The sequence below is a fragment of the Nostoc sp. FACHB-152 genome (assembly GCF_014697475.1).
Taxonomy (GTDB): Bacteria; Cyanobacteriota; Cyanobacteriia; order Cyanobacteriales; family Nostocaceae; genus Nostoc_B.
Map to the genome: position 1 here is coordinate 54,542 of NZ_JACJRV010000027.1, position 24,972 is coordinate 79,513.

The following is a 24,972-nucleotide window of genomic DNA, read 5'->3' on the forward strand; positions in this document are numbered from 1 at the left end:
CCCTTAAAAAGCCACTAACACACTCCAAGTTTTCCGTTACAGAATTTTAATTTTTAGGTCTTGTGAAAATTTCCCATGACAACAGCAATTTCTGATCAAGATACATCCGATTTAGCAGCCGATGATTACGTCGTTATCGGTCTAGCAACTTGCTTTATTAAAGAAGATGGAGAAGTTCATCAAGTGGATGTGATAGAGCCAATTCCTTCTGCATCTTTAGAAGCATTAATGAAAGATATTCCTACTTCCTACAAACTAGCTTGTGCCACAACCTTAGAAGCAGTCTTGGATGGGGATACACCACTACTGCCAGAAGGCTTTCCCGACTCCGCTCAATTTGCAGATGAATTTGCACAACGAGTTTTTGCAGCCGCCCGCACCTATAAGCGTACAGAAACTGCCAAAACCTTAATTCCTCTTGGTACAACCTACACTGATTTCAAGTATTCAACTGAGCGAAAGCGTGTGTTAAATGCTGCCAGGGTAGTAACAAAAGACGACAATGTAAAACAGCACTCACATACTCACAAAGTTCTTTAAATATCTGTAATTATGCTAAAACTTTACGGCGGTGCTATGAGCCGCGCTTCCATCGTTAAGTGGTATCTAGAAGAACTACAAATTCCCTATGAGTTTGTGCAGCTAGATATGAAAGCAGGCGAACACTTGCAGCCTGAGTATCTGAAAATTAACCCGATGGGTAAAGTCCCAGCCATCATTGATGGAGATGTACATCTGTGGGAATCTGGTGCGATTCTGCTGTATTTAAATGATAAGTATGGCAAAACCTCAGTTTCGCCAGAACAGCGTGCCGAATTTTACCAATGGGTATTATTTGCCAACGGTACTCTCGGCCCAGGAATTTTTACAGAAACAACCAGAGAGCGAGAAGTACCCCGTTTGTTGACTCCCTTGAATGAAATTTTCGCGCGGCAACCTTTCTTACTGGGTGACGAATTCACAGTTGCCGACGTTGCTGTTGGCTCTATCCTTGCTTACATTCCCATGATGCTGAAACTAGACCTCAGTGCCTATCCAGCAGTTTTAGACTACATCAAGCGTATGACTGAACGACCAGCATTCCAAAAAGGTGTTGGTAGCCGAGCTTAATTGAATGGTGGGCAAGTCCCACCATTTTCCTAGCACAACAAGGCAGCAAGTAAGAGCATTGATTTCTTAAGTTCTTCGCCTGTTTCAGCTAATAGCTTGATTTAAGCCGCACTATAATAATAACTTGGCATAAAAAACCAAACTACAAAACTCCTATTGAATTTTTGAAAAAACTTGGTACTTCCGTCTGCCTTTTAACAAGGCTAACAAATTTCATAACTTTGTTATGTTTACCATACTCATCGATTAAACTACCAACAAGAAAACCATCTATACTATTAAGTTTCGATAAAGAGACTTAGAAAAGCTTAGGTTTGAGGATTGCTATAGATATTACAACGATATTTATAACGTTATTGTTAGCGATAGTAAGAATTTTTTGCCTACTGGGAATAATTAAACCAGAACCCCTTGTGTTTAAGAAAAGGGGCTAGTGCTAACTTTTGTAACTTGTAGTCAAAAATCAATGGCAAATCTTACTGGATACCAAATTAACGCTACCCTTAACGAAGGAGTCCAAACAATTGTTTATCGGGCGCAAATGCCAGAAAAGCAACAGCGAGTAATCCTCAAATTGCTTAAAAATGAATTTCCTACTCTTGAAGCCTTTACTCGTCTAAAAAACGAGTATCAAATTCAGCAAGGTTTAGACCATCTCAATATAGTTAAAGCAATTGCTCTAGAAAACTTTGATCATCGTGTAGGGCTGTTATTAGAAGACTTTGGAGGGCAATCTTTAGCAGAAATTTTAAAAATAGAAAAAATTGATTTAATCAAATCTTTAAAAATTACTATTCAGTTAACTAAAGCTTTAGATTATCTTCACAAAAACCAAATTATTCATAAAGATATCAAACCAAGCAATATCATTGTTAACTACCAAACAAATCAAGTTAAACTTGCAGACTTTGGTATCGCCTCACGTTTAAACAAAGAAACTCCCCAATTTACTAATCCTAACTGTGTTGAAGGCACACTTGCCTATATGTCTCCTGAACAAACCGGGAGAATGAATCGTACTCTTGACTACCGGAGTGATTTTTATTCTTTGGGAGTGACTTTATACGAAATGCTTACCAAAGAGATACCATTTTTTAGTGAAGATCCTCTAGAAATAGTTTATAGACATATAGCAGTTCAACCGTTAAACCCCCAGTTTTTCAATCCAGAGATTCCTATAGCTATCTCAGAAATTGTCATGAAACTGATGGCAAAAAATGCTGAAGATAGATACCAAAGTGCGGCAGGTTTATTATTTGATTTAGAACTATGTTTAAATTCTTTAGAAAACCAACAAGAAATTGTTAATTTCGTTCCAGGTCGTTTAGATGTTTTAAGTCAGCTATTAATTCCTCAAAAGTTATATGGACGGGAAACACAAGTTCATGAACTTTTAACAGCTTTTGAACGCATCACATCTGGAAGTAATGAAGTCGTATTAGTTTCTGGCTATTCTGGTATTGGTAAATCTGCTTTAGTAAATGAAGTCAGTAAACCTATTACTCATCGTCAAGGTTACTTTATCACAGGTAAATTTGACCAGTTAAAGCGTAATATTCCTTATGCTTCGTTAATTCAAGCATTTACCTATTTAGTTCGCTGCTTACTGACAGAAAATCAAGAAAAAATTGCTACATGGCGAAATAAGATTTTATCAGCTTTGGGAAGTAATGGCAAAATAATTATTGATGTCATTCCTGAAGTTGAATTAATCATTGGTAAACAACCAGAAGTACCTCAACTAGGAGCAACAGAATCACAAAATCGCTTCCATCGAGTTTTTGAAGAGTTTATCCAGGTATTTACACAAAAAGAACACCCATTAGTTATATTTCTAGATGATTTACAATGGGCAGATTCTGCTACATTAAATTTAATAAAAATTTTAACTACTAACGCTAACAGTAAATATTTATTATTTATTGGAGCCTACAGAGATAATGAAGTTAATTCTACGCATCCTTTAATTCAAGCCATTGAAGATATTAAAACTAATGGTACAGCTATTAATAACATAGTTTTACAACCTTTAGATTTAAATCAGGTTCAGCAACTAGTAACTGACACATTACAAGCAAGTCGATACTTTGAAAGTAACATTCAAAATAATGAGTTTTTTAATAAACAAATTTGCCCACTAGCAGAGCTAATTTGTAATAAAACTGCTGGCAATCCGTTTTTTATAACGCAATTACTTCAAGCACTTTATCAAGAAAAGCTTTTGCAATTTGACTTTAGCAGTGCTATATGGCAGTGGAATTTACAAGAAATTCAAGCTATTGGGATTACCGATAAAAATGTAGTTGAATTAGTTGCTAGTCGGCTAGAGAAATTACCACAATCTACGCAAGATGTCTTAAAGTTAGCAGCCTGTGTCGGCGATAGATTTGGGTTGGATGTCTTGTCAGTTATCTATGAACAATCACCATCTGTAACAGCATCTGATTTATATGCAGCTTTACAAGCAGGATTAATCTTACCCTTAAACGAAGCTTACCGTATTCCTTTAGTTTTTAATCAAGAAGAAGCTGTTCAGTACAAAGTAGATACTTCACGAATCAGTTACAAGTTTTTACATGACAGAGTGCAACAAGCAGCTTATTCACTAATTCCCGAATCTCAGAAGACAGCAACTCATCTAAAAATAGGTCAATTGCTATTGCAAAATACACCTAAGGATGAGATTGAAGCTAATATTTTTGATATTGTTAATCAGTTAAATGTCGGGACTGCTTATTTAATTGAGCAAGCTGAAAAAACTGAGTTAGCAAAGTTAAATTTAATTGCAGCACAAAAAGCGAAAGCATCTACAGCTTATGAAGCGGCTCTCAAGTATTCAAAAATAGGAATAGAACTTTTAAGTAAAGGTGCTTGGAAAACTGAATATAAATTAACTCTGGGCTTATATGAAGGCGCAGCCGAGGTTGCTTATCTGAGCGGCAATTTTGAACAGATGCAGCAATGGGCTGATGTGGTATTACAAAATGCTGATAATTTACTAGATAAAGTCAAAGTTTATGAAGTACAAATTATCTCTGCTATCATTCAAAGTCAACAACTAAAAGCTATTACAACAGCATTATCAGTACTGCAATTGCTAGGAATTGATATGCCTGAAAAACCAACTCCTAGCGATATTCAGCAGGGGATAGATGAGATAGTTGTTAAGTTGCAAGGAAAAGCGATCGCTGATTTAATTAACTTACCCTTAATGACCGATCCGCAAAAAATAGCAGCAATGCGAATCCTGATGGGCGTTCTCCCCGCAGCCTTTCAAACTGCCCCAGAGATGATGCCTGTTATTGCCTGCAAAATGGTCAATTTGTCTTTAAATTATGGGAATACATCTGTTTCTGCCTATGGTTACAGCCTATATGGATTAATTCTTTGTGGCGTTCTTGGACAAATTGATTTTGGTTATGAATTTGGTAAGTTGGCATTAAACCTAATGTCTCAATTTAATTCTGAAATTAAAGCCAAGATTTTAACTGTAGTTAGCGCCCATGTTATGCATTGGCAAGATCATCTCAAGGAAACGCTAACTACAGCAAAAACAGGCTATTTAAGTGGTGTAGAAACTGGAGATTTAGAATACGCTGGTTACTGTGGTTATATCTATCCTTGCCATTCATTTTGGCTAGGGAAAGAACTGTTAGTTTTAGAAGCAGAACTTGTGGCTTACTGCGATTCTTTGCAAAAAATTCAGCAGCTAGTAGCTTTAACTTGGAACAAAATCTATCTGCAAGCAGTATTAAATTTGCAAGGCAAGTCAGGAAATATTTGTTGTTTGATGGGTGATGTCTACAATGAGCAACTGATGCTACCAATTCATCAGCAAGTAAACGACCTTTACACAATAAATCACTTATTTATCAATAAGCTTATGCTCTCTTATATATTTGAAGAGTATGAGCAAGCTTTAGAAAATGCTGTCATGGCAGAAAAATCTTTAGCTGGCGTAACAGGACTGTTTGTAGTTCCACTATTTTCTTTTTATGATTCTTTAGCACAACTAGCAATTTACCATACTGCTCCAGAATCAACGCAAGTATCGATTTTAGAAAGAGTCCGAAATAATCAGCGTCAGATGGAACTTTGGGCGACTCATGCTCCCATGAATCACTTGCATAAATTCTATCTAGTTGAGGCTGAAATATATCAAGCTTTGCATCAAAATTTAGAGGCAATGGATTACTATGAACTGGCAATTATCAAATCTCAAGAACATGGATATCTTCAAGAAGAAGCCTTAGCCTACGAATTAGCGAGTAAATTTTACAAAGCTTTAGGTAAAGAGTTAATTCATCAAACTTATCTCACTAAAGCTTATTATGCCTACATTCGTTGGGGCGCGATCGCTAAAGTTAAGCATTTAGAATTAAAATATCCTTTCCTAGTTCAACAAACTAGTATCCCCGCCGCGTCTAGACTCAAACTAGATGTAACCCACATGACTACTAATACCACTACTAGTAGTGGTTTGAGTGATTTCTTAGACTTTAATACCTTCGTCAAAGTTTCCCAAGCGATAACCAACGAAATTGTTTTAGAAAGTTTATTGAGTAAGTTAATCAAAATATTACTAGAAAATGCTGCGGCACAGAAAGCAGTGTTATTACTAGTAAAAGATGCTGAACTCTATATAGAAGCTTCTGGTAATGTAGCTGATGATTCAGTCACTGTTTTACAATCAGTGCCTGTTGATAACTATCAAAATCTACCCCTATCAGTCATTAACTACGTTTTCAAAACTCAGAAAAATCTTGTTTTAAATGATTCTATATCGACTGATCCTTTTAAGATTGATAACTATATTCAGGCATCCCAATCAAAATCAATTCTGTGTTTGCCAATTATCTATCAATCAAAACTTTCTGGGATTATTTATCTAGAAAATCAGACATCAACAGGCGCATTTCTTCCCGAAAGAGTCAAAGTCTTACAAGTTCTAGTTTCTCAAATGGCTATTGCCATTGAAAATGCCCGCTTGTATACCACAGAACAAGATAATTCCAGACAATTAGCACAGTCGCTTCAAGATTTGCAAGCAGCACAACTACAAATTATTCAAAGCGAAAAAATGTCATCTTTGGGAAATTTAGTTGCAGGCGTAGCGCATGAAATTAATAACCCTGTTGGCTTTATTGCCGGTAATGTTGACTTAGCAAAAGATGCTGTTAATGATTTAATCGATTATCTAAAACTTTACGAGTGTACATTCCCTAACCCAGGCAATGAAATTGAAGAAAAAGCTGAAGAGATCGATGTACTTTTCTTAATGGAAGAGTTACCTAAAATGATTGAAGGCATGAAAACGGGTACAAAACGCATTCGAGAAATTAGCACTTCACTGCGGACTTTTTCTCGTGCTGATACGACATCTAAAGTAGTAGCTAATATCCATGAAGGTATTGATAGCACTTTGATGATTTTACAACATCGAATCAAAGCTAGTTCTGACCGCCCTGCCATACAAATCATTAAAAAGTACGGTGATATTCCTTTGGTGGAATGTTATTTAGGGCAATTGAATCAGGTGTTTATGAATATTTTAGCTAATGCGATCGATGCTTTAGAGGAGGCAATTATTACTAGGAACTTACATGATAACTCTGTGAACCATCCTAATACAATTACCATTACAACAGAGATATCTGAGGATCGCCAGAATGTATTGATTAGGTTTAAAGATAATGGCAAAGGTATGACTGAAGAAGTAAAATCATGTATTTTTAACCACTTGTTTACTAGTAAGCCTGTAGGCAAAGGTACTGGCTTAGGTTTGTCTATTAGTCAGCAAATTATTGTAGATAACCATAGTGGGAATTTAACTTGTGAATCTGTTGTCGGTGAAGGTACAGAGTTTATAGTTTCTATTCCCATTTCTGGTTAATTATTGCTAAATTCATGCTTATCTCCCCAATCTCTTAAAGTAATTGGGGATATTTTGATGCACAAATAAAATATATTTTTTAATTTTTATAATTAAATTTATTCAAATTATACAAATTCATAAAATATTTATAAATAGAAAGAGTTTTTACTGAGAACTTACAGAATTTTGACTACTGTTAACAACTTCTTATTTAATGACAAAATCGTTATATTTAACAGTTACTTTTTCTGGATGAATTGTTATAAACATTATAGGTAAAATTTCTAAGTGAATTTTTAAGTAACTTTTAGATATTTGATATTAAATGCATTATCAAATTGGGCTAAAAGTTTTATTTAAAATCACTTCATTTGTGTCCATTGCTAATAAAAGTACGGGTGTAATTACATGGAAAAAATAAAAGGAAGTAAGCAAGTAGTATATAAAAATATTTCATTGGTATTACAACGTTTAAGCTTGATTGTAATTGCCATAGTAATGGTTTTAGCTTTAGGGGGTAAATTTGAACTAGCAAGTGCATCTACACCCAATGCAAAATCAGAAATTCAAGAATTGGCAAACTGCTACGCTTTAGGAACTGATGCTATTGGCAGAGGAAACCTGCAAGAAGGAAAAAATATTTATCAAAATTGTTTTACTCCAGATGCAACAATCACTGCTGTTTTTCCTAGTGGAGCGAGTGAAACAAGATATGGTGCAAATAATTGGGCAGATTTCGTCTATGCGGTATTTCAGGCAAATGGATACCAAGCTACACAGCATTTGATAGGGACAGTCAATATTTCAGTGCAGAACAATAAAGCATCTATGTCGTCATATCTCCATGCAACTCACAAGCTTTCAGACACTAGCATTGATGTTGCTAACGGTACATATGTAGACGAAGTTGTAAATAAACAAGGAAGTTGGAAAATTAGCCGTCGTACTTTGACACTCATCGATTTCTTAAACCTTTCTTCTCCTGGTGCTTCTGAGTCAGATTCTTCTAAGTCTAGTGCGGCTGTTTCTAATTTTTCTACTGCTGAAACTTCTACTAATAGCTTGAAACAACCACATAGACCATATATACCTCTTTCCAACAAATAATACCAATTCAACCCCACAGGTTTGATTTAATCTAGCCTGTGGTTTCTAATTTTAATAGAATTAAATTTTTCTTTGTTTGGTAAGTGCGATCGCAGATCATTCTCTAAGAGTCTGTTTTAAAAGTATGGGGCGAATAGAATTCGCTACTACATAAACTAAGTCCGCCTGTGCGGACTGAGGAAAAATCAAAGTTTTTAACCCGCGCAGGCGGGTTTTGCCTGTATAGGTGCGATTTCCAATCGCCGAGGATAGTATTGATTTAGACTTGACAAACATTCTCTACGAAACCAAAACATCCTGTAACTTCGCCACCATCTCCGCCCTGGCTGACACTTCTAGCTTGCGAAACATCCGCTTTAAAGCCTGCTTCACAGAGTTTTGCGTAATCCAGAGTCTCTCACCAATTTCGGCATTAGTTAAACCCTGCGCCACCAACTCAGCGATTTCTAACTCGCGTGGTGTGAGGCGACTAACTAAAGGTGAAGCCGAAATTGTGGGTTTTGCCCGTAAAGTGGCAAGTTTCGCTGACAAATGCAAGCATACAGCACTCAAGTCAGCTAAGTCGTTGCCATCAAAGGCAGGCTTGCCGCGATCGCGTGCTAAGTGTAATGTACCTATCAACTGACCATCGCAAACAATTGGCCCAGTCATGACGTGTTCGTGGTCAGAACGAGAGCAAAAATGTTTCCAGTCTCCTGGGGATAATAATAATTGCTCATGGGCGGGAGCGTGACGCTCAACTACGTAACGTCCAACAGGATTACCCTCCAAACATACTGCGGGAATAGCAGGAACATCAATTTCAGTTGGTGCTTGTTCATCTAAAAGATAAATACCCCAATGCTGTACGCCAAAATGCTCGCTAATCTTATCCTTAAGAGCGAGATGCAGCTCTTGCTCATTACGGACACTAGCGATCGCACCAAATACAGCATGAAGAGAATTAGCCATAAGTGTACCCAAAGTGTACCCCATTGGGGACTATGCTCTACTCAACAATTACTTCTATGCTAATACCAGCAACAATAAAACGCTATTTATTACTGGATACGCTAGGAGAAGCACATGACAGTTACAAAACTCTCTGCTCAGGAACTTTTCCGGGCTGCTTATGAAAACCGCTACACATGGGATAATAAATTCCCCGGTTACACCGCAGATGTTACCTATAAGTACGACGATAAAGTTACTACAGGTAAAGTAATCATCAATGCTGAACTCAAGGCGGAAGTTCTGGAAGTAGAAGACGAGTCCGTACAAAAAGCCATCCACGGTCAAGCTTGGGAAATTGCCATTCACCGTATCCGCCGCAGCTTTGAAGCCACCCACGGCGAAAACACCTTTAGCTATGGTGACACCGACTTAACTGATGCAGTCGAGATTTTAGTTGGTGGTAAGGCTGCTGGCGATAAATATAAAGTCCGCAATAACGAAGTTTGCCTTGTTCACCGTCAAATTCATGGTATTTTCGTCACCATTAACACCTTCAGCAGCCACCAAACTGGCGAAGGTTACTTGTCTCACACTTATGATTCTATCTACCGTGACCCCAAGACTGGCGAACAAAAGGGTGGTAGAAGTGAATTTACCGATGAATATGAAAAGGTAGGTAAATACTTCATTCTCAACCGTCGGGAAATTCGCACCGAAGTCAACGGAAATCTGAATATTCAAGAATTTGTTTTCTCGAATATTAAGTTGTTGGAACCTGCGGCTGCTTAATAAAGAGTTTAAGAGTCAGAATACAGAATTGAATTCTGACTTCTAGATTCTTCTTCAAACTGAAATTTCAATCAAAAACTCTGTACCCTCACCTAAAACAGAGTAACAAGTTAATTTTCCACCGTGTGTTTCTTCGACGATTTGTTTTGCTATAGCCAATCCCAACCCCGTCCCTTTTCCGACAGCTTTGGTAGTAAATAAATTGTCAAAGATTTTTTCTTTAACTTCTGGACTCATCCCCTTAGCATTATCAGCAATAGCAATTTTGACGAGACTATCTGCTATGGAAGTGGTAATAGTAATGCGATTGGGTAAAGCTTGAATATCTGCCAAGTTTCGTCCATGATTTGACTCCTCTAAAGCATCAATAGCATTAGCCAAAATATTCATAAACACCTGATTTAATTGCCCAGGAAAACATTCAATTTGCGGTAAATTACCGTAGTTAGTGGCAACTTCGATAGCAGGACGTTGTTCGTTAGCTTTCAGACGATGCTTAAGAATGAGAATGGTGCTATCAATACCTTCGTGAATATTAAACGGCACTTTGTAATCGCGATCGGCACGGGAGAAAGTACGGAGTGAAGTGCTGATGTTTTTTAGCCTATCGCAAGCCAAAGTCATAGAATCAAGCATTTTTGGAAAGTCTGATAAGCTATATTCCAAATCGATTTCATCCGCATGGTCTTCGATTTCTTCACTCTTGTTAGGAAAAGTTTCTTGATATAGTTTTAAGTGTGCAAAAATATCCGCAATGGTGGGTTTAGCTTGTTGAAGACTAGCAGAAATAAAACCCAAAGGATTATTCATTTCGTGAGCCACACCAGCAACTAAGTTACCCAAAGCAGACATTTTTTCACTTTGGATCATTTGTAATTGAGCGTTTTGCAAGTTTTGTAATGCCTGTTCTAACTGCTGGGCATATTCCTGAGAACGTTCATAAAGTCGAGCATTTTCTAGGGAAATGGCGGCTTGGGCGCAAAGTAAATTCAGTAGTTCAATGCGTTCGCTCGTGAACGCCCCCGTAACTAAACTATTTTCCAGATACAAAATCCCCATCAACTTGCCTTGATGCAAAATCGGGCTACACAAGATACTTTTTGGCTGTTGACGCACAATATACAGGTCATTGGCTAAAAGCGGATCTTCTGTTGCATCCACTAGCACAACAGTTTGATTATTGTGCTTCACTTGATAAATTAGCTTGTGGGGAATATCCTGACTCTCCTCAATCGGAATTCTTTGTAACACAACTGGCTGTGTTCCTTGGGTAATTGAACCCTTAATTAACAGGCGATCGTCTCGCAACAGCATTAACACGCATTTATCAGCTCCCGCATTTTCCATGACCGTGAAAAGCAATGATGAGAGCAGTTTTTCTAGTTCGATTTCACCGGAAATAGTATGGGAAACTTTGAGAACAGCTTTTAAATCTAAGGTATTTGAGATACTGGTGCTAGAAGTCGCAGAACTTGTAGAAGTAACAGTAGTCCCCACGGCGAAGATAGTTTCCTGGGTCGAAAGGGGAGAACGGGTTTGCTGTAATACTGGAGCGAGTAATTGGGGATAGCATTTTTCTAAATCAGCGACTTTGGCTTTTGCACCCCAGCGAGCATAGCCGTAGTATGCTGCAATCATATATTCCCTGGCGATGCGCTGTTTATCCCAATCTAGGTAAAATTTAGCAGCCAGTTCGTTAGCCAGTGCTTCTTCTTGGATATATTCGTTGGCTTTAGCTCCAGATATTGCCCGATCATATAATTCACTGGCTTCTGCTTTTTTTCCTAACACTCGACATTTTTCTGCTTCCACCAAATCAACCTTATGTTGATAATTCATCGGAGCATATTGCGACCAGTGTTGTAGTTGAGTTTGGTTCTGCTCTAACCGTTGCAATACCTCTGATAGTTGTTCTGATTGCAAATTTAAACCTGCTAGAGCAATCAAAGAATCATAAAAATAAAACGCTGGCTCGTATACTAAGCCCTTAGCAGCAGTTAAATAACGACTGCACTCAACAGTATGGTTTTGCGCTGGCTCAATTTCACCAAATAAGAAATTGAGCATAAGTTTGTATGAATGAAACACACACAACTCAGTTACATCATTATCAGAGATTAGCTGCGGCAGAAGTTCTGTCTCTTGTACAACTTCCCCAGATAAAATACAAGAATGCTCCCCAAAACCCAGCAAATTTAATGCCGACTGCCAAGCAAGGCGACAATGATTAGCTAGTGCCGCTTGGTTAAGTTGCATCAATCCATTGTAGTAAGCACGAGCATTTTGTTCTACGGTAGCAAGAGGCTGATTACTCCAAAAAGAAGCGTTACAAAAAGTACGGGCATGATATCCAGCAAACTTCGTGCTGCCAACTTCTAAACCAGTTACGTAGCCTTCTTGCAAAAGTGGGAGGGTATCTTTGATGTGAGATTTGCGATGCAGAACAAAAGCTCCTAGCACCAGAAGCACTTCTGGTTTAATAGCTTTAGCATCAAATTTGGACATAATTTGCAGTGATAATTGACCAAACTTTGTTCCTGTATCTACATCTTGGAAAAGATTGCATAGAAGGAAGCCATAGTTAGCGTAACTAAATGCAGAAGTTACTGTATTTCCATACTGAATGGATAATTTAACTGACAACGCCATCAGTAATGGACAAAAGATAGAACCACAGTTGTATGCTGGTGGGATGAGATTACTAGCAATCTGGATAATTGCCGAGACTTCCCGATTTGTCATTACAGGTAAATCAACTAAATCTGCAATTTCTCTATCTCCAATCAATTCTTTAATTTCTTGAATTGACTGTTGCAGATCTACTGGTGTGGGTGATTCAGGAAAAGTTACGCCAAGCTGTTGCAGAAGTTTTTGTCCGACATCAAGGGCATCGAATGGTTTATTCTGAAAGACGTAAGACTGAATTATAATGCAGTAGACATTGACCTTTTCTAGCAAAGAGTGTGCCTGTTCGATAACACTATCAACCAACTGTTCCATTACTGCAAATTCGCCGCATAAAGAAGCAATTTCCGCAGCTAATTCATGGAAAGCGAGGCTCATTTCATATTGCTGTTGCCAAGCTTTATTTCCTAACAAAGATAATCCAACTTTGGCATATTCACCCGCAGCTTGATAAGCGGTGGAATTTTTGGCTTTGCAACAGGCAATCAAATTGAGTTGAGCTAATTCTTCTTTTTCTGCTTGCTGGGTAATTAGAGTAGTACCGTAATTTAACTGATTAACGATTTCAAAAATGCCTTCTTCTCTAGCTGTTGGGGAAATCTGTTGGAGAAGCAGTTGTCCGATTTGGTGATGAGTAATCTGTTTTTGGTCATCAGGAATTAGAGAATAGGCCGCTTGTTGAATGCGATCGTGTAAAAATTTGTATGTAACATTCTGTTGATTTGCCAATGTACGTGCTTGATTTTCTTGCCCGATATAAAACTTGTAAACATCTCCTATCGGCAAAATCAATCCTTCTTGTAATGCTTTCCACAAAGCAGTAGCTGTCTCAAGTTCTGATTTTTCAGAAACAATTGCTAAAGTTGCTAAATCAAATTGATTGCCAATACAAGCTGCTAACTGTAATAAATCTTGGGTAGATTGCGGTAGTTTTCGCAATTGAAAACCCATAAAAGTGACAACATCATCTGTAATTGCTTGAGTTGTCACTTGGGTAATGTCGCATTGCCAACAACCCAACTCAAAATCAAAATGAATTAATCCATCTTGATGTAATGCTTTGAGAAACTGGACAGCAAAAAATGGGTTTCCTTTGGTTTTTTGATAGATTAATTGCGAAATAGACCATGCCAAATTTTCTGTACATTTTAGAGTATCAGCAACTAACTTATTGACTTGCTCTTGACTCAGTGGTGCTAGAGTTATTATATTGATTGTGGCTTGAGTTTTTTGAATATCACTCAAAGTCAACATTAATGGATGTCCTGGAGTGACTTCGTTATCACGGTACGCACCAATGATGAAAAGATGACTTGTATCAGCCATTAATAGCTGCATTAACTTGAGCGATGCCGAATCTGCCCATTGCAAGTCATCTAAAAATATTACTAATGGATGTGATGCACTAGTAAAGACTTGGGTAAATTTCTGAAATAATAAATTAAAGCGATTTTCTGCCGCCGTTCCTGATAACTCTATTGCTGGTGGTTGTTCGCCAATAATTCTTGATAGTTCAGGAATGACTTCAATAATTACCTGACCATTTTCACCAACAGCATCTAAAACTTTATTTTTCCATTGCTGGATTTGCACATCATTTTCTGTTAATAATTGCCCCATTAAATCCCGGAATGCTTGCACAAAAGCACTGAAGGGAATATTACGTTGAAACTGGTCAAATTTACCTTTGATAAAATAGCCGCGTTGTCTAACAATTGGTTTATGCACTTCGTTGACAACCGCAGTTTTACCAATCCCTGAAAACCCAGCTACCAGCATCATTTCTGTTGCACCCTGACTGACTCTATCAAATGCTTGCAGCAGGGTTTCTACTTCAGTTTCCCGTCCATAGATTTTATCAGGAATGAGGAAGCGATCGCACACATCCCTTGTTGCTATTTCAAAATTCTCAATCTTATCCGTTTTTTGGAGTTGCGCTAAACAATTTTCTAAATCGTGTTTCAATCCCAATGCGCTTTGATATCTATCTTCAGCATTTTTTGCGATTAATTTGCTGATAATTCTGGAAATGACCGCAGGAATTTTGGAATTAATCTCATGTACTAATGGTGCTGTTTGAGCAAGGTGACAATGCACTAATTCCATTGGGTCATTTGACGCAAAAGGTAATTCGCTTGTGAGTAATTCATAAAAAGTTATACCGAGCGAATAGAAGTCTGTGCGATAATCAATCCCGCGATTCATTCTCCCTGTTTGTTCGGGAGAAATGTAAGCTAGTGTCCCTTCTAATATATTGGGATTGACGAGTGTTTGTGTTTCTCGTGGTAATAAAGAGGCAATACTAAAGTCGATTAATTTAACTTGTTTGGTTTCGGGATTAATTAATATATTGGCGGGTTTAATATCTTTATGAATAATGCGCTCGTGGTAGAGTATATCTAGTGTGTTGCAGAGTGCGATCGCTATTTCTAAAAACTCCTGTAACTTCTTCCCGACTCCCCATTCCTTAAGAGAAATTCCACCAAAGTCTTCCATGACTAACATATAGCCATTTTGGAAGGGTTCGAGGCTATAGGTTTGAACAATCAAAGGTGAATTGAGATTTTTGGCAATAGTATATTGATTGCGAAATGACAAGAGTTCATGGAAACTGGGATAAGCATTTTTCAGCAGCTTAATCACTACAGATTTTTGATCAGTTTCTCGATATCCTCGATAAACTTTTGTTCTAGAACCTTTGTAGAGTTCTTCGTTTACTTTATATCCAGGAATACTTACTGAAGCCATGATTTTATCACCACAATCTTGACAAATTCTGGTTTTAGTTTGCCCAAAATGATCAAGTAAGTTCACAAATGTCAAGTGGGAAAAAACTTGATAAAACGTGCGCTTCCGTATGAAAATCGTGTTTATTCAAACTAAAAGCGATCGCACTAATGTTAGGGCGATCGCTTTTAATCTTTGGGTAGAGTGATGCAGTGAATTTGATGCAAGATTCACAATTTTCGCGCTGTTGTTATGTCTTAGCACTGATGCGTGTAACTAAGAACTATCATTTACACCACGTTAGACAGTAATGGCTGCTGATGTTACTTACCGTGTGATAAATGGATTTTTTGATAGGGTGCGATACTGCTGAGATTGGCACATTTTATCTGGAGTTAGCGGCTTTCTTCTCTAACTTGCAAAAAGCAGCTTGGCTAATAGGAAGCACCTTATCTACCAAAACCTACTCTCAGAAGAATATTTTTACCAATTTATTCTCTGGAGTAGCAGCAAGAAAGTTTTCAGCTATCAGCGGTCAGTTAAACAGTGGAAAGCTGACGGCTGAATGCTGAAAGCTTTTTAAGCCATTTGATTTTCAATCGCCCACCGCGCTAATTCAGTGCGGTTATGGAGATTGGTTTTGCCCAACATATTGGACACATGGCTTTCAACTGTACGCTGACTGACATTTAATTCTTCAGCAATTTCTCGGTTAGCTAAACCCCTAGCCACGAACTGTACTACTTTTAGTTCAGTTGGGGTTAACTGCACATCGAAGGGAACCTGAATTCGAGAACCGTTTTCTCCTCCTTTGGTTTGGTGTTCTTTCCAACGGATGGTTTGTTTCAGGGAAGATTCTACTTGTGCCACGAGTTCTTCTGGTTCAAAGGGCTTGACCATATAAACATCAGCACCTTTATTTAAACCCTTCACTCGGTCTGCACTTTGTCCCTTAGCTGAGAGGAAGAGAACAGGAATCCAACTGGTGCGTTCGTTTTGCCGGACTTGTTCTACAAAAGTGTAACCGTCCATTTCCGGCATCATCACGTCACAGATGATCATATCTGGAACGTCATGCTCTAGAATCTCCAGAGCTTCGCGTCCATTTTCAGCTGTGACGACTTCATATCCTCTAAATTCCAAGTAATCCTTCACCAGCAAGATGAGGTTAGGGTCATCATCAATCAGTAGAAGGCGTTTGTGATCTTTCATGCTGGGCTCTTTCATAGCAGTGGCACTTGTCGCGCTTCGGTCCATCAAGGTTTTGAATGGTTATCCTTAATATGGTGGATCATGGAGATGTTGTTTTTCCCACTTAACTTGCCTTTGCTTCCTCGAAGTCTCAAAAGCGGTTATCACCTTATTTAAGACCACTAGCTCATCGGCAAAAGTCCGGTAAGGATACGTAGAGCAGTAGTATTTATAATGCGCTATTATATATCGCTTTGAAAGTAGCGGGTGGAAAAACACTGATTAAATAATAATCATCTTCCATTCAAAAGTAAGTATTGGCTTCAGATGACCCTAGCTTTATCACAACCCGCGCTTTCATCAGCTTACTGCTTTACTATATCCTGCGGATGTGAAGCCTTATCAGATGTTAACAAGCAAGTAGGTAACTTTCCGGCAAAGATGGGTTAAAAATGCAAATTCTTCCACCACCATTATGCTGATCAAGTATGTTTCGATGATCCGCTCAACAACTTGCAAATTTGCTTGGCGATACCAGACACCACCATCTGAGCAGACAACCATTATCTGTCTAGAACAACAAACTAGCAAGCAATTGTTTTGAATTGTCAAGATGCAGCCAGGAAAACTTTCATGGTGCTAAATCAAGTTTTAGTTTTGAAATAGCTGATTTCAGCTTTCCCAGGATTCCCTACTATCTTGCTGTCAACCGCAGATAGCAAGCGTGTTGTCAGCATACATAAAAATATGTCGCTGAATTTTTGCAATTTCTAAAGTTTTTACACAATTACTTAAGGTTTTTTAGTCGTCTACATATTTAATGGGTTTGTCGATGTGGTGGTTTTTTGAATCTTGGTATTGTTACTCATGATTCAGATCCCTGTTTACTGTTCTATAACAATTTCCAAGCTTTGCAAATAAAGTTGACCATATAAAAATATTCGTAACTTACGGAAGGAAATCAGAAAATTAAACATAATTAGGTACTTATACTTAAGTGAACCTCCGATTACTGAGGGTGGGGAATAGGGAATGGGGAATAGGAAATGGGGAAAAGAAGGGCAGAGGGGCAAGGGAGCAGAGGTGCAGGGGAGAGAAAACAGCAATGACTCAAGTGTATTACGTCTGTATATTAACCTTCTGCCTCCTGCCTTCTGCCCCCTGTCTCCTCCCACTGTTCGGGAACCCGTACATAAGCAAATGTTGCCATTGCAGGCTTTCCTTCGGTAAATTAGCACTCAGGAGTTGAGAGTGCTAACTCTGGAGAAATTTGTATGGCAGCTGTATCTTTAAGCGTATCTACAGTTAAACCTTTGGGCGATCGCGTTTTTGTAAAAGTAAGCGCATCAGAAGAAAAGACCGCAGGTGGTCTTTATCTGCCTGACACCGCCAAAGAAAAGCCCCAAGTAGGGGAAGTTGTTGCTCTTGGTGCTGGCAAGCGTAATGACGACGGTAGCCGTCAAGAATTGGAAGTCAAAGTAGGAGACAAAGTGCTGTACTCCAAGTACGCTGGCACTGACGTTAAACTCGGCACCGACGAATATGTGCTGCTGTCTGAAAAAGACATTCTAGCAATCGTTGCCTAGTCAAATTTGACAGAAAAATGACAACTGAGTAACTAAAAGCTAAACAACTATGGCAAAGCGCATTATTTACAACGAAAACGCACGTCGCGCCCTAGAGCGAGGCATGGACATCTTAGCTGAGGCTGTAGCTGTAACCCTCGGCCCCAAAGGTCGTAACGTAGTTCTAGAGAAAAAATTTGGCGCACCGCAAATCGTAAATGACGGTGTGACCATCGCTAAAGAAATTGAATTAGAAGACCACGTTGAAAACACTGGCGTTGCTTTGATTCGTCAAGCTGCTTCTAAAACCAACGACGCTGCGGGTGATGGTACCACAACCGCGACCGTATTGGCTCATGCGATCGTTAAAGAAGGCTTGCGTAACGTTGCAGCTGGTGCTAACGCCATCCTGTTGAAGCGCGGTATTGATAAAGCTACCACCTTCTTGGTCGAGAAAATTGCAGAACACGCTCGTCCTGTAGAAGATTCCAAAGCTATTGCTCAAGTTGGTTCTATCTCTGCCGGTAACGACGATGAAGTCGGTCAGATGATTGCCCAAGCAATGGATAAGGTGGGTAAAGAAGGTGTAATTTCCTTGGAAGAAGGGAAATCCATGACCACCGAATTGGAAATCACCGAAGGGATGCGCTTTGACAAAGGCTACATCTCTCCCTACTTCGCAACCGATCCTGAGCGGATGGAAGCAGTATTTGACGATCCTTACATCCTGCTAACCGATAAGAAAATAGCTTTGGTACAAGATTTAGTACCTGTACTTGAGCAAGTTGCACGTCAAGGCAAACCCTTGGTAATTATTGCTGAAGATATTGAAAAAGAAGCTTTGGCAACCTTGGTTGTTAACCGCCTGCGTGGTGTACTAAACGTAGCTGCTGTGAAAGCTCCTGGATTTGGCGATCGCCGCAAAGCTATGTTAGAAGACATCGCTATCCTCACCGGTGGTCAACTCATCACTGAAGATGCTGGTCTGAAGCTAGAAAATACCAAGCTCGACGGTTTAGGTAAAGCTCGCCGCATCACCATCACCAAAGACAACACCACAATTGTTGCTGAAGGTAACGAAGCTGGCGTTAAAGCCCGCATCGAACAAATTCGCCGTCAAATGGAAGAAACCGAATCTTCCTACGATAAAGAAAAATTACAAGAGCGTCTGGCTAAATTGGCTGGCGGTGTAGCTGTAGTCAAAGTTGGTGCAGCCACCGAAACCGAAATGAAAGATAAGAAACTGCGCTTAGAAGACGCTATCAACGCTACCAAAGCTGCGGTAGAAGAAGGTATCGTTCCTGGCGGTGGTACAACTCTCGCTCACCTCGCTCCCCAACTAGAAGAGTGGGCAAACGGCAAGCTTACAGGTGAAGAGTTGACTGGTGCTTTAATTGTCGCTCGTGCATTGCCCGCACCTCTGAAGAGAATTGCTGAAAACGCAGGTCAGAACGGTGCTGTAATTGCTGAACGCGTTAAAGAGAAAGAATTCAACATCGGTTTCAACGCTGCAACCAACGAATTTGTAGATATGTTGGCTGCTGGTATCGTTGACCCCGCTAAAGTAACTCGTTCTGCTTTGCAAAACGCTGCTTCTATCGCGGGTATGGTGTTGACAACAGAATGTATCGTTGTTGACAAGCCAGAACCCAAGGATGCTGCTCCTGCTGCTGGTGCTGGTATGGGCGGCGGTGACTTCGATTACTAATACTCTGTAGTCACTTAAATAAAAAACAGCTGCTTCCCTTGTGGAGGCGGCTGTTTTTTTATGCCAAGATTCTAGTGTTTTAAATGAGAAAATAACAAAAAGTTCGCCAAATATGGAAGATTACCAAGCCGCATTTATGCAGCGTCACCTTGATACTGAAATATTATGTAAAAAGGAATCGGAAAGAAGAATAGCCGCTATGCACTTTGGAGGCATAACGATTGAGTGTTTATTAAAAGCTATGATTTTTGCTACCTTACCAAAGGCTGCAACTCAGGAATGGAAAACAGATTCTAATAATCCTGGGCATACAATTACTAATCCAGGACATAGTTATACAGAAGCATTAAATCGGCACAATCGACTTAAATCTAGAATTGATAAATTTCCTCAAGTGCGAAAGTGGCTTGATGAAGTAGAAAATCCAAACAGCCAAAATTTTATCGATATGCGTTATTCTGGCCTTGAGCCTGATGATGAAAGTTACAAACGTTGGTTCAAAGCCTATCAGATTCTCAAGGGGTGGTTACAGAAGCAAACTACTCAACTTTAAAGAGGTGATCAAATGCAGGAAAATTGGCAAGTTTTGTTAAAACAGCAAATTATAAACCAGTATGTACATAATTTACAAGAATGGGCTGATTTAAATATTTCGACATCAGGTTTATTGAATTTGACGATTGTGAGTAATAATTTTGCCAATTTATCTATTCCTCAACGTAAAGAACAAATTCATAACTTACTTAAATCACAAGTTCCTCATTTATCTCCTGGGTTTATTTCTTTATATACTCCGCAGGAAGCGGATTCACTAAATCTTTCAGCACCACAAGTTTTTAATCCAGCTTCTATACAAACTTGGCAAGATTTAGCAATTCAAGCAGCAAATCCCCAAAATCAACCTCAACATACCCAGCGCGAACCTCAGATACCCAGAACCATTACATTTTACTCTTTTAAAGGAGGAGTAGGTCGAACCACTGCATTAACCCATGTTGCTTCAATTTTGGCAATGCGTGGCCGTAAAGTTGTAGCTGTGGATTTAGATTTAGAAGCACCCGGATTAAGTACAGCATTCAACCTCAAACCACAACCAAAATATGGAATTGTTGACTATTTTTATGAGCGTTCCTACTTACCAGAAGGAGTAGAACCGAGCATTTCAATTGCTGAAATATTTGGTGAAGTAAAAATTCCTAACGCTACAGGGAGATTATTTGTTGTTCCTGCTGGTTCTCTTAATCTTGATTATGTCTCTAAGGTTGATGATCTCCATGCTAATACTATTATCGATGGATATCAAAGTCTATGGTCTATTTTTAAGCAAGAAATTTACGAACAATTGAAGCCAGATATTTTATTAATTGATTCAAGAACTGGAATTAATCAATGGGGAGCTTTATCATTAATTCAAGCAGCAGATGAAGCGATTGTTTTTCTTTTTCCTAATGAGCAAAATAAACAAGGAATAGAAGTTCTTTTACAATCATTACAAAGTCTCAATAATTTATCCATTAATTTTGTTTTTTCCCCTGTACTTGACAGTAATAATAAAGCTGTTGTGTCAAAGATAAATGATATTTGGAAATCATTACTCAACAAAATAAACGCAGAAATAAATAAAAATTCTGAAACAGATGAAGATAAGCTAGATTTTGACAACTATCAAACCTCAAAAGAAAAGCCTTTAATAATTCCTTACTTTACACCAATTGCTTTTGCAGATAGCTATCCTGTAGCATCTTTTCTAGATTACTATAATCAAATTGCTAACTGGATTGATGAAGAAACTGAAGAAATCGAGCGCAGAAATATTTTAATTAATTCAGAGAAGCGGTGGGCAATTATTGAAAGCCTACAATTTTCTGAAGTAAATGCTGCTGATACTCAACAGAAATGGGGTCTATTATTTCAGCGTACCACTGATTTTGAAAAATTTTTAGATGATACAACCTGTTTAATCAGAGGAAGAAAAGGAACAGGTAAAACCGCACTATATTGGCTTTTTCTTCAGCACAAAAATGTTGCTCAAAAATTAGCGCGTGGACGTTTAGACAATACCAGATTTTTGTCAGCACACGGTAGATTTCAAAACAGTCGCCTATCTCGTGATGAATTCCAAATCATCGATCAAAATTTGCAGCAAAATAGTGGTACATGGGAATCTTTCTGGAGAGCTTATTTACTAGTTAGATGTTATCAGGAAAATTTATTGACTTTTCCTAAAGGAAAGAAAGGTACCAAGTTTAGTGAATTAAAAAAAATACTTAATAATTTACCTACAGAAAAATGGCAGTCTGAGTACACTCAAGCTTTGCTACTATTATCCACTAATTCTGAATTAAGGCTCTTAGTTAAAGATGCTATAGATATTATTAATGAATTACTTAAGAATAATGACCAAAAATTATGGGTACTTTACGATGATTTAGATGAAGATTTTCGTGAAGTAGGGGGAGTAAGACAGCACGCTCTTACTGGTCTATTTCAATTAGTTCAATCTTGTGATGCTAAAAGATTAACAGAAATTAGATTTAAAATTTTCTTAAGAGAAGATATATGGAATCGCTTAATTTTTGACAATAGAAGTCATTTCAATGGACGAGATATTATATTACAGTGGACTAGGGTTGACTTTTTACGATTAGCACTACGTCAAGTAATACAATCTGAATCTTTCAAGGATTTAGTTGATAGATTTTCTCCTGTTGCTGTTGAAAGTATTGACCAAGCTAGTGAAGAAGTTCTTGATAAAGCCTTAGAATTACTTTGGGGCAGCCGCCGCAGAAAAGGAGACAAAGCTAAATATGTATCCAGATGGGTTTATGAAAGATTAACAGATTCAAGCGGTACTACCTTTCCTAGAAGTTTAAGCATATTATTAGAAGGAGCAAAAGAACATGAATTAACCTATCGAGGAAAATCATCAATTCAACCACCTACAGACCGTTTACTGCGAAGTAAATCTTTAGAAAGTGGGTTGCAGAAAGCATCAGAAAAACGCTGCAAAGAAATCAAAGAAGAATATCCTGATTTAATTAAATTCTTTGATTCCCTTAAAAATGTGTCAGCCTTCTTGCCTAAAGAACAATTACAAGAAGTATGGAGAGAGTCAGCACATGATATAGCAGACTTTGAAGAATTTGTTTCTTTTTTGAGTGAAATTGGCATTATTGAATGGCGCGAAACACGAAAATGCTATAAGGTGGCTGATATATATGTATATGGTTTTGAAATGATACGACAAGGTGCTATGTAAGAATATTTTTACGGTAATACCATATTTTATCCATGACTATGATTAATTCTAAATCTAACTTTCAAAAACTACCTGCAATTGCGACTAATTTAATTGATAATAATCCTATTTATCAAGAACACTTAAATAAAAAGGAAATGGTTGAAGTAATTAATCGTACTTTTGACCCAAGCTCTGTTCCTGATGTTAATGATATTCCTGAAGAGGAATTAACAAAACGAGTTAAAAGTATTTTATCTTTGCATTTAGTTTCAGGAATGCTCAATGATTTTACTCCTGAGCAAATGCAACTTTTTGATGAAGCTGTAAAACGAGGTTAGATGGGTTATTTATTAGATACTAATATTGTTTCAGATCATTAAAACAAAATGCTGCACTCAACTTAAAATTGCAAGAATTTAGTAGCTAACAAATCGACATTATAATTATTTATAAAATTCTAAAATTATAGTGATAATTTTAGAATTTAGTCACAAACATCAAGACGCACTTATAAAAATTTGGCGTAATTAAAAGCATAAGTTTTCAGATAAACTAAATTTTATTGTTGTTTAAAAAAATAAGTTTTGAGTTACGATAACGCTTGTAAATATTTAGCAGAACAGTATCCAGCAGAGTTTGTGCGCTGGTTACTGGGTGTAGATGCACAACAAATTGAAGTATTAAAAACTGAATTAACACTTGAACCAATTCGCGCTGATTCTGTCACGTTTCTGCGTACAGACAACCGAATTTTGCATATTGAATTTCAAACTATAACAACTTCTACTCCTGCGCTTAACTTCCGAATGCTTGATTATTCTGTGAGGTTGAAGCGACAATATCGATGCCCTGTAGTACAAGTATTGATATTTCTCCAAGAAACTACTAACGAAGTAGCATTCACTGAGGAATATCGAGACGACACAACAATTCATTACTATCGAGTTGTGCGCTTATGGGAACAAGAATCAGCGCAATTTTTGGCAAATCCTGCACTTTTACCGTTAGCAACTCTCACTCGAACTAACTCACCGCCAGGATTGCTTGCACAAGTAGCTGAACAAGTCGCTACAATTTCCGATAGGGAAGAACGACAAAATATTGCTGGTTGCGTAGAAATTTTAGCGGGTTTGCGATTTGAAAAAGATTTGATTCGTCAATTATTACGGGAGGACATCATGAAAGACTCTGTAATTTATCAAGATATTGTTCAAAAGGAAGCATTGAAACTGATTAGCCGTCAGCTTAAACGGCGTTTTAGTGAGTTAAATACACCATTAATTGAACAAGTTAGTAGTTTAACAGCTGATCAGTTGGAAGAATTGGGAGAGGCGTTATTAGATTTTTCGGAAGTTGCTGATTTAGAAACTTGGTTAAACCAGCAAAGTCAGGGTTAATACAGATACGATACGTTCATTCCTAAGAATGCTCAAGGAATTCATCTGGCTCAATACCTGCTTGCTTTAAAATTGCGCGTAATGTCCCCTCTGGCATATCACCAGAATGATTGGGAATAGTAGTGTAACGATTAGTTTCAGGATTAAACCAAATTTCGTGACTACCTGCGGCTTGGCGATAAAAAACAAAGCCAAATGTTTTTATAATTTTAATAATTTGTCTATAGTTAAATCCTGCTAGGCGACCCATGATTTGACTACTGACTTATTATTAATGGATAGTTAAATTGCTCGGCTATTGGTAGCAAATAATCTGGTTCTTTATTTAAAGACTGTGCTTCAATTAACTTACGCGCTACGTCACGAGCAATTTCTAAAGTTTCAGCAACTGTTCGTCCTTGAGCTACTAAACCTTGAAGCTCGTCAGATGTTGCTAAATAAACACCTTCTGGTAATTTTTCTATCTGTATATTTAATAATCTTTCCATTGGCGTATAGAAATTTTACTTTTTAGAAGGATTAATTAATATCATATCGCTTTTTGGCTCTCCCAGACTAGATATGATAAATTAGTAGCAGAAATACCAATTGAGTAGAATTCTTCTTCTAAAATTATCAAAGTTAGTTAAACCATAAGCTCTTCT

Annotated in this window: 18 protein-coding genes; 12 read left to right on the plus strand and 6 right to left on the minus strand. The window is 38.0% G+C overall.

Annotated elements, in window-relative coordinates:
- Positions 1–75 precede the first annotated feature (75 nt).
- The 4 genes from H6G76_RS18785 to H6G76_RS18800 all read left to right on the plus strand — a co-directional run bounded on the left by H6G76_RS18785 (position 76) and on the right by H6G76_RS18800 (position 8,092).
- Complete coding sequence (locus H6G76_RS18785; RefSeq protein WP_190703788.1) at positions 76–540, plus strand: hypothetical protein; 465 nt, start codon at positions 76–78, stop codon at positions 538–540.
- 12 nt (positions 541–552) lie between these two features.
- A complete protein-coding gene (locus H6G76_RS18790; protein WP_190703790.1) occupies positions 553–1,110 on the plus strand; it encodes a glutathione S-transferase family protein in 558 nt (185 codons plus the stop codon).
- Between the two features lie 466 nt (positions 1,111–1,576).
- Positions 1,577–7,003, plus strand: coding sequence for an ATP-binding sensor histidine kinase (locus tag H6G76_RS18795; protein ID WP_190703792.1), 5,427 nt, complete (start codon positions 1,577–1,579; stop codon positions 7,001–7,003).
- A 390-nt stretch (positions 7,004–7,393) separates the two neighbouring features.
- On the plus strand, positions 7,394–8,092 hold the full coding sequence (locus H6G76_RS18800; RefSeq protein WP_190703794.1) for a nuclear transport factor 2 family protein: 699 nt from the start codon (positions 7,394–7,396) through the stop codon (positions 8,090–8,092).
- 279 nt (positions 8,093–8,371) lie between these two features.
- On the opposite strand, the gene H6G76_RS18805 is transcribed toward H6G76_RS18800, so the two are convergent.
- Complete coding sequence (locus tag H6G76_RS18805) at positions 8,372–9,043, minus strand: LuxR C-terminal-related transcriptional regulator (protein WP_190703795.1); 672 nt, start codon at positions 9,041–9,043, stop codon at positions 8,372–8,374.
- 114 nt (positions 9,044–9,157) lie between these two features.
- On the opposite strand from H6G76_RS18805, the gene H6G76_RS18810 reads away from it, so the two are divergent.
- Complete coding sequence (locus tag H6G76_RS18810) at positions 9,158–9,814, plus strand: DUF3386 domain-containing protein (protein WP_190703797.1); 657 nt, start codon at positions 9,158–9,160, stop codon at positions 9,812–9,814.
- 54 nt (positions 9,815–9,868) lie between these two features.
- Here the strand turns inward: H6G76_RS18810 and H6G76_RS18815 are convergent, their stop codons facing one another.
- The gene (locus H6G76_RS18815; RefSeq protein ID WP_190703799.1) at positions 9,869–15,247 is read right to left on the minus strand and encodes an ATP-binding sensor histidine kinase; all 5,379 of its coding nucleotides are present in this window, start codon (positions 15,245–15,247) and stop codon (positions 9,869–9,871) included.
- 320 nt (positions 15,248–15,567) lie between these two features.
- Here H6G76_RS18815 and H6G76_RS18820 point away from each other — a divergent pair, with 320 nt between their 5' ends.
- Positions 15,568–15,798, plus strand: coding sequence for a hypothetical protein (locus H6G76_RS18820; RefSeq protein ID WP_190703802.1), 231 nt, complete (start codon positions 15,568–15,570; stop codon positions 15,796–15,798).
- A 7-nt stretch (positions 15,799–15,805) separates the two neighbouring features.
- Here the strand turns inward: H6G76_RS18820 and H6G76_RS18825 are convergent, their stop codons facing one another.
- Positions 15,806–16,483, minus strand: coding sequence for a response regulator transcription factor (locus tag H6G76_RS18825; RefSeq protein ID WP_190703832.1), 678 nt, complete (start codon positions 16,481–16,483; stop codon positions 15,806–15,808).
- A gap of 336 nt (positions 16,484–16,819) precedes the next feature.
- On the minus strand, positions 16,820–16,981 hold the full coding sequence (locus H6G76_RS18830; protein ID WP_190703805.1) for a hypothetical protein: 162 nt from the start codon (positions 16,979–16,981) through the stop codon (positions 16,820–16,822).
- A gap of 710 nt (positions 16,982–17,691) precedes the next feature.
- On the opposite strand from H6G76_RS18830, the gene groES reads away from it, so the two are divergent.
- From groES to H6G76_RS18860, 6 genes are all read left to right on the plus strand, one after another.
- Positions 17,692–18,003, plus strand: coding sequence for a co-chaperone GroES (gene groES, locus H6G76_RS18835; protein WP_062295954.1), 312 nt, complete (start codon positions 17,692–17,694; stop codon positions 18,001–18,003).
- A gap of 49 nt (positions 18,004–18,052) precedes the next feature.
- Positions 18,053–19,690, plus strand: coding sequence for a chaperonin GroEL (gene groL, locus H6G76_RS18840; protein ID WP_190703808.1), 1,638 nt, complete (start codon positions 18,053–18,055; stop codon positions 19,688–19,690).
- Positions 19,691–19,730: 40 nt separating this feature from the next.
- Positions 19,731–20,243 carry a hypothetical protein gene (locus H6G76_RS18845; protein WP_313934796.1) on the plus strand — a complete coding sequence of 171 codons (513 nt, stop codon included), beginning with the start codon at positions 19,731–19,733 and terminating at the stop codon, positions 20,241–20,243.
- Positions 20,244–20,255: 12 nt separating this feature from the next.
- A complete protein-coding gene (locus H6G76_RS18850) occupies positions 20,256–22,949 on the plus strand; it encodes a P-loop ATPase, Sll1717 family (RefSeq protein WP_190703810.1) in 2,694 nt (897 codons plus the stop codon).
- 38 nt (positions 22,950–22,987) lie between these two features.
- Positions 22,988–23,269 carry a hypothetical protein gene (locus H6G76_RS18855; protein ID WP_242056456.1) on the plus strand — a complete coding sequence of 94 codons (282 nt, stop codon included), beginning with the start codon at positions 22,988–22,990 and terminating at the stop codon, positions 23,267–23,269.
- Positions 23,270–23,515: 246 nt separating this feature from the next.
- Positions 23,516–24,328 (plus strand): DUF4351 domain-containing protein, encoded by an 813-nt coding sequence (locus tag H6G76_RS18860; RefSeq protein WP_190703816.1) that lies wholly within the window; start codon positions 23,516–23,518, stop codon positions 24,326–24,328.
- 22 nt (positions 24,329–24,350) lie between these two features.
- On the opposite strand, the gene H6G76_RS18865 is transcribed toward H6G76_RS18860, so the two are convergent.
- Positions 24,351–24,578 carry a type II toxin-antitoxin system HicA family toxin gene (locus tag H6G76_RS18865; RefSeq protein ID WP_190703819.1) on the minus strand — a complete coding sequence of 76 codons (228 nt, stop codon included), beginning with the start codon at positions 24,576–24,578 and terminating at the stop codon, positions 24,351–24,353.
- A gap of 7 nt (positions 24,579–24,585) precedes the next feature.
- Positions 24,586–24,816 (minus strand): type II toxin-antitoxin system HicB family antitoxin, encoded by a 231-nt coding sequence (locus H6G76_RS18870; RefSeq protein WP_190703822.1) that lies wholly within the window; start codon positions 24,814–24,816, stop codon positions 24,586–24,588.
- Positions 24,817–24,972 lie beyond the last annotated feature (156 nt).